Here is a 12,329-nt window from a genome sequence, read left to right as displayed (position 1 = left end):
TCAACCGATGACGAACAGAGTCTGACCGTATTCCACCGGCCCGCCGTTTTCAACCAGAATTTCCTTGATCACGCCGGACTTGTCGGCTTCGATCTCGTTGAGCAGCTTCATGGCTTCGATAATGCACAAAGGCTCGCCTTCCTTGACCGTCTGGCCCACTTCCACAAAAGGAGCAGCGCCTGGGCTAGGAGCACGGTAGAACGTGCCGACCATAGGAGCCTTGACGGCGTGGCCTTCGGGAACGGCGGGTGCAGCGGGAGCTGCGGCAGGAGCGCCAGCGGCGGGGGCTACCACCTGGGCTACAGGAGCCTCGGGAGCATAGACCACGGGAGCTGCCGAGCTTTGCGAAAATTTCACAATGCGAACCTTGTCATCACCTTCAGTGATTTCCAGTTCGGCAATGCCAGACTCGGCTACCAGATCGATCAGGGTTTTGAGTTTTCTAAGATCCATGCGTACTTCCCGCAACGCCGCACTAGCCACTGACTGGGTCAGGACGGCATTAAAAAAATATTGGTCAAAAAAACGAAACGAACCGCCTAACTATTCAAAGCAAACCGCAGCGCGGCTTCATAACCGTAGGCCCCCAAACCAACAATGACACCGCTAGCGATGTCAGAGAGATAGGAGTGGTGACGGAACGGCTCACGACGGTGAACATTGGACAGATGAACTTCAATAAACGGAATACCGACACCGGCAAGCGCATCCCGTATCGCCACGCTGGTATGGGTGTAGGCCCCAGCATTGATCAGGATGAAATCCACGCCCTCGGTACGGGCTTGATGAATTCGATCGACGAGCCCGCCTTCGTGATTACTTTGAAAAAAATGACACTGCGCGCCATGCTGGTCGGCCAGCACCTGTAAACCACTGTTGATATCGTCGAGAGTCTGATGTCCGTAGACATCGGGTTCTCGGGTACCCAGCAGGTTGAGGTTGGGCCCGTTAAGGACCAGGACATGTTTCGCCATAGCGGATTTTTCGTCAAGACAGACCGCCTTTTTACGCTAAATAACGTCATTTGTCCATAAACCTGCTTGGCTTACAAACAGTTAGCATTGGTCCCATCCCGTTTGAAACAGGGGTGGACCAGACCGACAATTTGACGAAATTAAGCGAAAAAGTCGGCCAGTTAGCGTTGAGCTTTAATAACTTCGTCCAACTTTTCGGGATCTATCTGGCCCAAAATGCGTTCGCTGACCCGGCCATTGCTGCCAAACACGACAGTAAAGGGCAATCCGCCATTTTTATTGCCCACGCTGCGCATTTGTTTCAAGCCACCCGAACCAGCCAGCAAAATGTCGTAACTGACCGGCACGCGTTCCAGAAACTCTTTCACGTTATCCAGCGAGTCCACTGCGATACCCACAAAGTTCACCTCGGGGTAGCGTTTGTGCAGTTCCTGCAGGTCCGGCATTTCCTTGACGCAAGGTGCACACCAGGTCGCCCAGAAATTGACCACCAGGGGCTTGCCTATATAAGTAGAGAGCGCGCGATCTTCGCCCTGAAGATCCTTGAAGCTTTGCGCCAGGAAGGGGTCTGAAGGCAGCAAACTGGCCCAAGGGGCGGGATGCAGGGCCAAAAGACTTGCACACACTAGCGATTTCTGCAGAAAAAGACGCCTACGCATACCGGCTCACACCTGAAAAATATCATCTGGGGATGATAGCACCGGCCCTCACCAAAGCTCACGCATCAGATCAAACAGTCGTCTAGAATACAGGCCGGAGGATTGTCATGCACATACATATACTAGGAATTTGCGGCACATTCATGGGTGGTCTGGCCCTGATTGCCCGCTCGGCTGGCCATACGGTTACCGGTTGCGATGCCGGGGTCTACCCGCCCATGAGCACGCAGCTGGAAGAACAAGGCATTGAGCTTATTGAAGGCTTTGGCGCAGAGCAAACCAGGCTGTCCCCTGATCTCTATATAGTGGGCAATGTAGTTACGCGCGGTAATCCTCTGATGGAAGCCATTCTGGATCAGGGTCTGCCTTATACATCCGGCCCGCAATGGCTGGGCGAGAACATTCTGCACAAGCAGCACGTTCTGGCCGTGGCCGGCACGCACGGCAAGACCTCCACCAGCTCCATGCTGGGCTGGATCCTGGAACAGGCCCAGCTGTCCCCCAACTTCCTGATCGGTGGCGTGGCCCCCGGCCTGGGTGTGTCGGCCCGCTTCAATCCAGAACAATCCTTGTTTGTGATCGAGGCCGACGAATACGACACCGCCTTTTTCGACAAGCGCTCCAAATTTGTTCACTACCGCCCCCGCACGGCCATCCTGAACAATCTGGAATACGATCACGCTGATATCTTCCCTGATCTGCACGCCATCCAGACCCAATTTCACCATCTGGTGCGTACCATCCCCTCCACCGGGCTGATTCTGCGTCCCACCCACACCCCCAGCCTGGACGAAACCCTGGCCCGTGGATGCTGGACGCCGGTTGAACAGTTTGGCCCCGACGGAGATTGGGACAGCAAGGCAATCAGCGCCACCTCTTTCGACGTGATGTTCAAAGGCCAGTCCCAAGGCATCGTCCAATGGACACTGACCGGCGAACACAATCGCCTGAACGCTCTGGCCGCCATCGCCGCTGCCCACCATGTAGGCGTCAAACCTGAACAGGCTTGCGCGGCACTGAGCCAATTCGCTGGCATCAAGCGCCGCATGGAAGTGCGTGGCGTGGTCAATGACATTACCGTCTACGACGATTTTGCCCATCACCCTACCGCCATTGCTACTACGCTAGCCGGTTTGCGCAGCCAGACAGGTAAAGCCACCCGAATTCTGGCCGTGCTGGAGCCACGCTCCAACACCATGAAGCTGGGTGCCATGGCTGCCCGCCTGCCCGGTTCGCTGGAAGATGCCGACCTGGTTTTTTGCTACGGCGAGACCCAGGGCAAGCACGCACTGGGTTGGGATGCGGCCAAGGTCCTGGCTCCTTTAGGGGATCGCGCCACAGCGTGGAATGATTTGGATAAAATGGTTCAGGCCATTGTTCAGGCCAGCCAGCCCGGCGATGCCATTGTCGTGATGAGTAACGGCAGCTTTGGCGGCATTCATCAGCGCCTGCTGGATCAACTGTCACGCTGACCCTCTTATCTATATAGCAGGTGCCTCCATGATCCTCTATCTACACGGCTTTCGTTCCTCGCCTTCGTCCTACAAAGCGCAGCGCCTGAAACAAACCATGCAGGACAGTGGCTTGCTGCACCTGTGGCGCTGCCCGCAATTGCCCGCCAGCCCGGCCCAGGCCATTGCCATGTGCAAGCGCATTGTGGACACGGCAATGCAGGCGGGCATGAGCGCCGATCAATTGTGTGTGATCGGCTCCTCGCTGGGCGGTTACTATGCCAGCCACCTGGCGCAGCACTATCACAGCCGCGCCGTGCTGCTTAACCCGGTGGTCTACGCAGGGCGCGATCTGGCTACGCAGGTGGGCGAGCATGTCTGTTATCACTCGCCCGACCCGTTTCACTTCCTGCCCGACTATGTGGATGAGCTCAACGACATTCACGTACCACGCCCCAGCGATCCCCAGCGCTTTTACCTGCTGGCCGCCAAAGGTGATGAAGTCCTGAACTGGCGCGAGATGGCGGACTGGTACAAAGGCAGCCAAGGTCACATTCTGGAAGGCGGAGATCACGGCCTGACCGACTTTGATCCCTGGATCGACGAAATTTTGCGCTTTGCCCTGCAACAACCTTAACTATCTTTACCGGATGGCCAGCACCATCCAGATGGAAAATCATGTACGTCCTTTTTGAAGACAGCGGTAATTTCAAAGCAGAAAAAATATTTTCTGACAGCGATACCACCATGCAGGTGGAATCCGCGTCTGGCAAACGCAGCAAAATAAAGAAAAACAGCGTTCTATTTACCTTCGAGCAGCCCGCCCCGGCAGAACTGCTGGAAAAAGCCCAAGCGCTGGCCGAATCCCTGGATATCAATTTTTTATGGGAATGCGCCCCCCAGGAGGAGTTTGAAGCGTCCACGCTGGCACAGGATTATTTCGGTCACGCGCCCAGCGCTGTCGAAAAAACCGGCACCATCTTTGCCCTGCACAGCGCACCCGCCTACTTTCACCGTCGTGGCAAAGGGCTGTACCGCCCTGCTCCGCCAGAAATTTTGCAAGCCGCTCTGGCCGCCATTGAAAAGAAACGCCTGCAGCAAGAGCAAATCCAGACCTGGGCCGAACAGATGATCAAGGGCGAACTGCCGCCCGAAGTTGCCGAGAAAGCCAGCACCTTCCTGACTCAGCCAGACAAGAACACGCTGGAGTGGAAAGCGTTTGATCAGGCCCAGAAAGAACTGGGTGTCAGCACGGAAAAGCTGCTGCTGTCGCTGGGTGCCTGGTCCAATCCACTGACTTTGCATCAACATCGCTTTTTGGCCGCGCACTTCCCCAAAGGGACAGGCTTTCCGGAGATTGCCCTGCAAAATTGGGGGCAGGACCTGCCCGAGGCCGATGTCACCGCCTACTCGGTGGACGACGCCAATACGATTGAAATTGACGACGCCCTGTCCGTCCAGCATCCGGAACCGGGCCGCCTGCGTATCGGGGTTCACATTGCCGTGCCTTCGCTGGCTTTGGCTCGTGGCAACGAGATCGACCAGATTGCCCGCAATCGCATGGCAACGGTATACACACCGGGCTACAAGATCCCTATGCTGCCGCCCGAGCTGATCGCGCATTTCTCCCTGGATCAAGGGCAGACTCGTCCTACCCTGTCGCTGTATGTAGACGCCGACATCAGCACTGGTGAAATCCTGTCGCATCAGACTCGTCTGGAACGCATTACCGTGGCGGGCAACCTGCGCCAGCACGAGCTGGACCCGCTCATCAGCGAAGAAGCTCTGGCCGACGAAAACGCCGAACTGCCCTATGCACAATGGCTGCGTCCGCTATGGAACTTCTCGCGCCAACTGTCAGCCCAGCGTGAAGCCGTGCGTGGCAAACCGGAAAACAATAACCGTGTGGAATACAGCTTCGAGCTGGATGGCCCGCACGACGATCCAAACTCCATCATTCGTCTGGTGCCACGCGTGCGCAATGCGCCGCTAAGCCTGCTGGTGGCTGAATACATGATTCTGGCCAATCAGCTGTGGGGCGGTTTGCTGGCCGAGCACAATGTGCCCGGTATTTACCGCTCCCAGCAGTTCATGCGTACGCGTATGTCCACCACCCCCGGCCCGCACGAATCCATTGGTGTGCCGCAATACATCTGGTCGACCTCGCCTCTGCGCCGTTATGTGGACCTGATCAATCAGGGCCAGATTCTGGCGGCGGCCGAGCACGGCATCTCCGCACGCCTGGCCGCCCCCTTCCAGCCCAAGGATGCGGATCTGTACGCCATTATTGGCGCCTTTGAATCGCAATACACCCAGTGGTCGGACTACCAGTCGTCTCTGGAGCGCTTCTGGTGCCTGCGCTGGCTGCAACAAAACGACATCAAGCAAGTCCAGGCCAACTTCATCAAGGAAGATCTGGTGCGCCTGAGCAATGCGCCGCTGGTTCTTCATGTCCCCGGCCTGCCAGCACTTGAACGTGGTCAGGAAGTCACGCTGGATCTGTTGTCCTTCGACGAACTGGCTTTGACGGTGGAAGCCCGTTTGCGCTCGGTCGCCACGGCTGACTGACGATCATGACCAAGCTCGACCGCCGCCACGCGCCCAAAGACTATTTGTGGCTGGCGGTCGCCCTTTCGGCACTGATTCATCTTTTGCTGATCTTCTGGCCGGCTCGCGCGCCCTCGCCCGCACCAGCCAACAGTCTGGATGTAGCACTGGTCAATTTCAGTACCGACTCGGCACCGTTAAGTCCCCAACTGTTAGCGCAGTTGAATCTGGATGGCGGCGGAGAGCATCAGCAAGGGCAAGCCAGCAATCCTTTGCCGCTGACCGATCCCAATCTGCCGAATCAGTTAGTGCTGGAAGCCTTGCGTGCACGCCAGCAAAGCCTGGAAGCTGAACAGCAGCGCCTGCTGGGCGAGCTGGAAAGTCAGGACAAGGCACCTTTGTCGACACCCAGCTTTGAATATATTGGCGCGTCCATTGAGCCCGGCCCGGACGACCATGATCTGGACCCACAAGTGCAAAATAGCCAACTGGCGATTTTGCGTGAGCAGATTCGTGAACAACAACGCCAACCCCGCTACCACTATGTAGGCCCCAGCGCCAAAGCCAGCGAACAAGCCCAGTACCTGGATCAGTGGCGTCAAAAAATTGAGCAGACCGGCACCCGCCACTATCCGAAGCAAAATGGCGAGCAACTGTACGGTCAACTGCAAATGACAGTCTATATCCGGCGCGATGGCAGCCTGCTGCGTGCCCAGATTACTGAGCCTTCAGATCAGGCCGCCTTGAATCTGGCGGCCCGCCGCATTGTGGAACTGGCCGCCCCCTTCGCCCCCCTGCCCGAACAAGTGGCTCCTGGCGCGGATGTACTCGTCATTACCCGCAGCTGGAGTTTTACGCATGACAGGCTCAGTATGCACGGCACGGATGTGCAATAAGATCGTATTGTCCACAGCAAGCTCTGGCAAAAGCAGACCCTAGGGTAAAATATGCGCTTTCAGCCTTGGGGCTGACACCTCACAACAAGACAAGCATCGCTTAACCATGCCCGACACGACTCCCGCCAAGCGCTACGGCGTTATTGGTCACCCTATCGAGCACAGCCGCTCTCCACAAATCCATACGCAGTTTGCCAGCCAGTTCAATCTGGCCCTGAGCTACGAGCGCATTCTGGCACCACTGGATGGCTTTAACGCCACCGTGGAGGAGTTTTTCAAGGACGGCAGCGGCCTGAATGTCACCTTGCCCTTCAAAGAGCAGGCTTATGATCTGGTGGGCCCACGCTTGAGCCGTCGCGCTCGCATGGCCGGAGCCGTCAATACGCTATGGCTGGAAGATGGACAGTTGCATGGCTGCAATACCGATGGAGTGGGCTTGTGCTCGGACCTGCTGCGTGTCGGCCACAACCCGGAAGGCAAGCGTATCTTGCTGATCGGTGCAGGTGGTGCCTCGCGTGGAGTGGTGTTCCCCTTATTGGAAGCCGGTTGCGAAATGCTGCACATCATCAACCGCACCAGCGCCAAAGCCTACGACATTCGTGAGCAGGTCGTTGCTCTGGACCCGGATGCCTCCCGCCGCCTGAGCGCGGGCGGTCTGGACGATCATTGTGGCGACTGGGACATTGTGATCAATGCCACCTCGGCCAGCCTGAACCAGAATCTGCCCGAACTGCCAGATGCCCGTTATCGCAGCAACTCTCTGGCCTACGATATGTTTTATGCCAGCGAACCCACTGCCTTCATGCGTGCCGCCGAGCAAGCCGGTGCCACACATAGCAAAGATGGCCTTGGCATGCTGGTAGGCCAAGCGGCCGCCAGCTTTCAGATCTGGCACGGCGTAGAGGCCGATGTCGAACCCGTACTGGCCCAGCTGCGCCAGGACATCGGACAAATCTGACGTGCGTCGCCTTCTGGCCCATCCCTGGAAACTGGCTGGCCTGGCCGTTCTGGCCGTGGCCGCTGGTGTTCTGCTTTATCAGATCGCCCTGTTTCTGATGGTGCTCTGGTACAGCGTGGTGCCGCCCCGCATGACCACCTTCATGGCGGCCGAGCAGGGCCAGTTGCGCAGCGCCAATGCGGATGCCGAACTGCGCTATCAATGGGTGCCGTACGACAAGATCAGCGCCAATTTGAAACGCGCAGTGATTGCCTCCGAAGATTCGAACTTCCTGAACCATTCGGGGGTCGAATGGGATGCCATTCGCAAAGCCTGGGAATACAACCGTCGCCAGTCGGAAAAGGGCTCTACCCGCCGTCGTGGTGGTTCTACCATTTCCCAGCAACTGGCCAAGAATCTGTTTCTATCGGAATCACGCAGTTATCTGCGCAAAGGTCAGGAATTGATTCTGACCTATATGATTGAAACCGTCATGAGCAAGGAGCGCATCCTGGAGCTGTACCTGAACGTAGCTCAATGGGGAGAAGGCGTTTTTGGTGCCCAGGCGGCGGCACGCCACTACTTCAAGGTTGATGCGGCCAAGCTCAGTGCCATGCAGGCCGCCCGTCTGGCGGGCATGTTGCCCAACCCGGCCTACTATGACAAAAACCGTAACAGCCCCTATTTGCAATCGCGCACGCGCACTATCAGTCAACGTATGCGACAAGTCGCTATTCCCTGACTGCAATCCGCATTTTTGTTAAGCTAGCCACGTCTTTCCTGGGCCCTATTTTCATGCGCACCGCACGCCGCTATCTCGCTTCCGAAATCTATCGCTCCAGCGCCGTGGTGCTGATTGCCCTGCTTGGCCTGTTCACCTTTTTCGCCCTGATTGAAGAGCTGGACAAGGTCGGTTCCAAGTTCACCCTGATGAATCTGTTTTACATCCAGGCCCTGGAGCTGCCCACCCGTCTGTACGACCTGCTGCCCATTGGCCTGTTGATTGGTGCCACCCTGGCCCTGGCCAGTCTGGCTCAGCGCAATGAGCTGGTAATTTTGCGTGCGTCAGGCGTTAGCGGCCTGCACATGATGCTGATGCTCTGGACCATTACCCTGCCCCTGGTAGGGGGGGCCTTTGTTTTGTCCGAGTATGTCACCCCCATGGCCGAGATCAAATCCAGTGAGCAAGGCATGGCCTTGCTGGGACGTTCCGGTGGCGGCCGTCTGGACAGTGGCTACTGGTTCAAGGAGAGCAATGACAGTGGCGGGGTGCGCATCATCAATATTGCCAACCTGCAGGGCGATGGCAAAGTAAGCGATGTCAGCGTGTTCGACTTCTCGGATGGGCAGCGCCTGAGTGCAATGACTCAAGCTCCCAGCGGACAGTTCCACAAGAACCAGCTGGACTTGCAGGACGTTACCGAAACCCACGTCAATGAGCAGGCCCACACGGCTCTGTCACAGGATAAGGCGCCTGATCAAGCGCTGGTCAAAATTGAAAAACGCCCCACCTTGACGCTGACCACCACGCTAACGCCGGATCGACTGATTGCACGCGTCGTGACACCCGAGCGCATGTCCATTCTGGACCTGAAGGATTACATCGGCTACCTGGACGCGAACAAGCTGCAGACCAAACGTCAGGTTGTGGCCCTGTGGCGCAAAGTCGCTTACCCCTTTACCTTGCTGGTCATGATTACCATTGCTGCGCCTATCGGCTTCATGCAGACCCGCCACGGCGGTGTGGGCACCAAGGTCTTTACCGGTATCTTGCTGGGCGTGGGCTTTTTCATGATCAATCAGCTGGCCTTGAACGTGGCCATGCTCAGTAATCTGGCGCCGTGGGTCACCGCTCTGGTTCCGAACCTGATCGCCATGGCCATGGCCTTGAGTGCTCTTATCATGATGGAAAACCGGCACAACCGGCGTCGTCGCAACTCCAGCACAACCAACTAAATCATGTCCTTAGCTACTTCCCCCGCCATCTGGGCGATTGGTGATATTCAAGGCTGCTGCCGCCCCCTGGACAGCTTGCTCAGCCATCCTGATATTGCAGCCGACAGCCAGGCCAAATTCTGGTTTGCAGGCGATCTGGTCAACCGTGGCCCGGACTCTCTGGGAGCGTTGCGCCTGATTCGTTCTCTGGGCGATCGCGCCGTCTGTGTACTGGGCAACCACGACATTCACTGTCTGGCAGTCGCTGCCGGGGTGCGCAAGCCCGGCAAACAGGATACCTTGCAGGAACTGCTGGCCGCGCCGGACGCACAAGAGCTGCTGGACTGGCTGCGACACCAACCGCTGGCTCATTATGAGCATGGCCATCTGATGGTACATGCCGGAGTGCACCCCGACTGGAGCCCGGAGCAAACGCTGGAATACGCCCACGAGCTGGAAGCACTCTTACGTGCGGATGACTGGCAAGAAAAGATTATTGAGTTGTTCGGCAACAACCCGGATCGCTGGGATGCTGGGCTACAAGGCTACGATCGCCTGCGCGCCATTGTCAACACCTTGACCCGCATGCGCATGTGCGATGTGAATGGCCGCATGGACTTCAAGCACAAGGGTGCACCGGATGCCGAGTCCGGCTTGCTAGCGTGGTATGAAATGCCGAATCGCGCCTGTGCCCAGGTTCCTATTATTTTTGGACATTGGTCTACGCTGGGCTTGCTGAACACGCCTACCGTGATCAGTCTGGATACCGGCTGCGTCTGGGGTCGCCAGCTTAGTGCTGTACGCCTGCAAGACCGGCATCTGGTTCAGATTCACTGCCCGGAAAGCAAGAAACCGGGCTAAAGCCATCAGGCCTCGACAGTGACGGCCTCGGGGCACACGACCGCACGGATCTGTTCACGAGCTGTTTGTGCCGTTTGCGAACGTCCCCACTCCGTACAGGATTGAGCCGGCATCAGGTCCAGAAAATGGCAGTGCACAGAGACATTACGCGCACTGAGCAGAACCCAGATATTGCCAACCAGAGACTGCTCGCCCACAAAGGCAAAGCGCTCACTGCGCTGGCCTTTCTGCTCAAATACCAGAGCCACCGGCTGAATATCCACATTCAGGCTGATAGCCGTCTCAAACAAACTGGCGTGGAAAGGCTGTACATCCAGACCGGTTGAAGTGGTGCCTTCAGGGAACAGACCTACGGCATCACCACGCTCAAAGCACACAGCCATTTGCTGGCTGACAATCTGAATGGCACGACGCTGCCCGCGCTCAATGAAAACCGTCCCTGCACCCGCCACCAGCCAGCCAATCACTGGCCAACGGCGAATATCGCTTTTTGCAATGAAAGAGGTACTACGCACGCTGTTGAGTACAAAAATGTCCAACCAGGAGATATGGTTGGACACATAGAGCACGGATCGATCCTGAACGGCCTGGCCGTGCTGCAGTACACGCACGCCGCAGATCAGCATCAAGAGGCGCGACATGCGCAACACCATGACGCGGCGCCCGCCTGGACGCAATACCGGAAAAAGCAGACCGACGCTTAACAAGCCGACCACGATCCACACAATCAGAGCGACAGCGCGCCAACTAAAACGAAATAAACTAATCAAAAGGCTGCAACCTTGTAGAGAGCTCAGGCCGGTGGCAGGCTGTCCAGATATCGCTGCAGGATCACGCAAGCTGCCATGGCATCATCATCGTCATTATTGCCCAGCAATTCTTGAGCCTCCATGCTGGAGCCCCGCTCATCGACCAGGTCTACTGCAACGCCATAGCGACCGTGCAGTTGGTTGGCAAAACGCCGACACCGCAGCGAAGCATACTGCTCGCCACCATCCAGGGTCAAAGGCAAACCTACCACGACGCGATCGGGCTGCCATTCCTTGAGCAAAGCCTCGATAGCCGCAAAGCGCTGTTCCCGTGTAACGGGCCGCAAAATCGTATAAGGGCGGGCCTGGCGCGTCAAGGTGTTGCCCAGCGCCACACCAATTTTTTTCAGGCCATAGTCAAAGGCCAGCAAGGTTTGCGCCGAGCTGACCATTGACGGTGTTTCGTGTTCAGGCATGGCCCGCAGCACCTGTCAGGGTAAAAGGACTGATTCCCAGCAAGGCCAGGGCGCGATCATAGCGCTCCCCAACCGGGGTAGAAAACAGGATTTCATGGGTAGCCTTGATGCTCAGCCAGGCATTGTCGGCCATCTCGCTTTCCAGCTGGCCCGCAGCCCAACCGGCATAACCCAGCGTGACCAGCATATGCACTGGCCCCTGGCCTTGGGCTACGTCCTGCAGTACGTCCCGCGAAGTAGTCAGAGTCAGATCACCTACCCCCAGACTGGAGGTATAGGTTTTATCGGAATCATGGAGAACAAAGCCGCGATCCGTTTGCACCGGTCCACCGAAGTAGACAGAAGTCGCGGCCAGATCAGCCCGGTTTTCCACATCCACCTCGATACGAGACAGCAGCTCAACCAGGCTCAGATCTGTTGGTCGATTGATAACAAGGCCCAAGGCACCTTGTTCATTATGTTCACAGACATAAATCACCGTGTCAGCCAAGCTGCCCGAAACCACACCGGGCATGGCAAGTAACAGGTGGTGCGTTAGATCAGCGCTTTCTTGGATTAGCGGGGACTGGCTAGTGGCACTCATACACACCTCCCGTCAAAACAAACCACCTTGGAACTTGAGATGATCACACTTGGATCATTTCGAAGTCTTCCTTACGAGCGCCGCATTCGGGACAGACCCAGTTCGGAGGGACGTCTTCCCAGAGTGTGCCCGGCGCAATGCCTTCCTCAGGCAAACCTGCTTCTTCATCATAAATCCAGCCGCAAATCAGGCACATCCACGTACGCATAGTATTCCTACTGTATTTGTAAACATAGTCCGATCCGCGTGCAAATCGGGGCA

General features: G+C 57.0%; 15 protein-coding genes. 8 read left to right on the top strand and 7 right to left on the bottom strand.

Annotated elements, in window-relative coordinates; all coding sequences use genetic code 11:
* The 3 genes from accB to MID00_RS11085 form a co-directional block, all read right to left on the bottom strand.
* Positions 1-453, bottom strand: coding sequence for an acetyl-CoA carboxylase biotin carboxyl carrier protein (accB, locus tag MID00_RS11095; RefSeq protein WP_009460610.1), 453 nt, complete (start codon positions 451-453; stop codon positions 1-3).
* A gap of 86 nt (positions 454-539) precedes the next feature.
* Positions 540-974, bottom strand: a complete 435-nt coding sequence (gene aroQ / locus MID00_RS11090; RefSeq protein ID WP_009460608.1) for a type II 3-dehydroquinate dehydratase — start codon at positions 972-974, stop codon at positions 540-542.
* A 161-nt stretch (positions 975-1,135) separates the two neighbouring features.
* Positions 1,136-1,600: a TlpA disulfide reductase family protein gene (locus tag MID00_RS11085; RefSeq protein ID WP_254498824.1), complete on the bottom strand. Its 465-nt coding sequence runs from the start codon at positions 1,598-1,600 to the stop codon at positions 1,136-1,138.
* Between the two features lie 140 nt (positions 1,601-1,740).
* Here MID00_RS11085 and mpl point away from each other — a divergent pair, with 140 nt between their 5' ends.
* From mpl to MID00_RS11045, 8 genes are all read left to right on the top strand, one after another.
* Positions 1,741-3,105: a UDP-N-acetylmuramate:L-alanyl-gamma-D-glutamyl-meso-diaminopimelate ligase gene (mpl, locus tag MID00_RS11080; protein ID WP_060186662.1), complete on the top strand. Its 1,365-nt coding sequence runs from the start codon at positions 1,741-1,743 to the stop codon at positions 3,103-3,105.
* Between the two features lie 28 nt (positions 3,106-3,133).
* Complete coding sequence (locus tag MID00_RS11075) at positions 3,134-3,721, top strand: YqiA/YcfP family alpha/beta fold hydrolase (protein ID WP_254498823.1); 588 nt, start codon at positions 3,134-3,136, stop codon at positions 3,719-3,721.
* 41 nt (positions 3,722-3,762) lie between these two features.
* Positions 3,763-5,652: a ribonuclease catalytic domain-containing protein gene (locus MID00_RS11070; protein WP_022983598.1), complete on the top strand. Its 1,890-nt coding sequence runs from the start codon at positions 3,763-3,765 to the stop codon at positions 5,650-5,652.
* Positions 5,653-5,657: 5 nt separating this feature from the next.
* Positions 5,658-6,527: an energy transducer TonB gene (locus MID00_RS11065; protein ID WP_009460600.1), complete on the top strand. Its 870-nt coding sequence runs from the start codon at positions 5,658-5,660 to the stop codon at positions 6,525-6,527.
* 106 nt (positions 6,528-6,633) lie between these two features.
* Positions 6,634-7,485 (top strand): shikimate dehydrogenase, encoded by an 852-nt coding sequence (gene aroE, locus MID00_RS11060; RefSeq protein ID WP_035270447.1) that lies wholly within the window; start codon positions 6,634-6,636, stop codon positions 7,483-7,485.
* Between the two features lies 1 nt (position 7,486).
* Positions 7,487-8,206: a monofunctional biosynthetic peptidoglycan transglycosylase gene (gene mtgA / locus MID00_RS11055; protein ID WP_035275164.1), complete on the top strand. Its 720-nt coding sequence runs from the start codon at positions 7,487-7,489 to the stop codon at positions 8,204-8,206.
* Positions 8,207-8,259: 53 nt separating this feature from the next.
* On the top strand, positions 8,260-9,420 hold the full coding sequence (gene lptG / locus MID00_RS11050; RefSeq protein WP_086061563.1) for an LPS export ABC transporter permease LptG: 1,161 nt from the start codon (positions 8,260-8,262) through the stop codon (positions 9,418-9,420).
* A 3-nt stretch (positions 9,421-9,423) separates the two neighbouring features.
* Positions 9,424-10,260, top strand: coding sequence for a symmetrical bis(5'-nucleosyl)-tetraphosphatase (locus MID00_RS11045; RefSeq protein ID WP_254498822.1), 837 nt, complete (start codon positions 9,424-9,426; stop codon positions 10,258-10,260).
* A gap of 5 nt (positions 10,261-10,265) precedes the next feature.
* Here MID00_RS11045 and MID00_RS11040 read toward each other — a convergent pair whose 3' ends face one another.
* The 4 genes from MID00_RS11040 to MID00_RS11025 all read right to left on the bottom strand — a co-directional run bounded on the left by MID00_RS11040 (position 10,266) and on the right by MID00_RS11025 (position 12,276).
* Positions 10,266-11,030 (bottom strand): 1-acyl-sn-glycerol-3-phosphate acyltransferase, encoded by a 765-nt coding sequence (locus MID00_RS11040; RefSeq protein ID WP_009460588.1) that lies wholly within the window; start codon positions 11,028-11,030, stop codon positions 10,266-10,268.
* Positions 11,031-11,053: 23 nt separating this feature from the next.
* Positions 11,054-11,461, bottom strand: coding sequence for a Holliday junction resolvase RuvX (ruvX, locus tag MID00_RS11035; RefSeq protein WP_009460586.1), 408 nt, complete (start codon positions 11,459-11,461; stop codon positions 11,054-11,056).
* A gap of 16 nt (positions 11,462-11,477) precedes the next feature.
* On the bottom strand, positions 11,478-11,999 hold the full coding sequence (locus tag MID00_RS11030) for a YqgE/AlgH family protein (protein ID WP_009460584.1): 522 nt from the start codon (positions 11,997-11,999) through the stop codon (positions 11,478-11,480).
* 112 nt (positions 12,000-12,111) lie between these two features.
* Positions 12,112-12,276 carry a rubredoxin gene (locus MID00_RS11025; RefSeq protein ID WP_009460582.1) on the bottom strand — a complete coding sequence of 55 codons (165 nt, stop codon included), beginning with the start codon at positions 12,274-12,276 and terminating at the stop codon, positions 12,112-12,114.
* Positions 12,277-12,329 lie beyond the last annotated feature (53 nt).

The sequence above is a fragment of the Alcaligenes sp. NLF5-7 genome (assembly GCF_024266725.1).
GTDB lineage: Bacteria > Pseudomonadota > Gammaproteobacteria > Burkholderiales > Burkholderiaceae_B > Alcaligenes > Alcaligenes phenolicus.
The sequence above is the reverse complement of the archived record's forward strand: the minus strand, read 5'-3'. Positions and strand labels throughout refer to the sequence as shown.

Bases quoted from the DNA above. Each gene is read 5' to 3' on its own strand.
- accB (WP_009460610.1), bottom strand. From the start codon at position 453: ATGGATCTTAGAAAACTCAAAACCCTGATCGATCTGGTAGCCGAGTCT.
- aroQ (WP_009460608.1), bottom strand. From the start codon at position 974: ATGGCGAAACATGTCCTGGTCCTTAACGGGCCCAACCTCAACCTGCTG.
- mpl (WP_060186662.1), top strand. From the start codon at position 1,741: ATGCACATACATATACTAGGAATTTGCGGCACATTCATGGGTGGTCTG.
- MID00_RS11075 (WP_254498823.1), top strand. From the start codon at position 3,134: ATGATCCTCTATCTACACGGCTTTCGTTCCTCGCCTTCGTCCTACAAA.
- MID00_RS11070 (WP_022983598.1), top strand. From the start codon at position 3,763: ATGTACGTCCTTTTTGAAGACAGCGGTAATTTCAAAGCAGAAAAAATA.
- MID00_RS11065 (WP_009460600.1), top strand. From the start codon at position 5,658: ATGACCAAGCTCGACCGCCGCCACGCGCCCAAAGACTATTTGTGGCTG.
- aroE (WP_035270447.1), top strand. From the start codon at position 6,634: ATGCCCGACACGACTCCCGCCAAGCGCTACGGCGTTATTGGTCACCCT.
- lptG (WP_086061563.1), top strand. From the start codon at position 8,260: ATGCGCACCGCACGCCGCTATCTCGCTTCCGAAATCTATCGCTCCAGC.
- MID00_RS11045 (WP_254498822.1), top strand. From the start codon at position 9,424: ATGTCCTTAGCTACTTCCCCCGCCATCTGGGCGATTGGTGATATTCAA.
- ruvX (WP_009460586.1), bottom strand. From the start codon at position 11,461: ATGGTCAGCTCGGCGCAAACCTTGCTGGCCTTTGACTATGGCCTGAAA.
- MID00_RS11030 (WP_009460584.1), bottom strand. From the start codon at position 11,999: ATGCCCGGTGTGGTTTCGGGCAGCTTGGCTGACACGGTGATTTATGTC.
- MID00_RS11025 (WP_009460582.1), bottom strand. From the start codon at position 12,276: ATGCGTACGTGGATGTGCCTGATTTGCGGCTGGATTTATGATGAAGAA.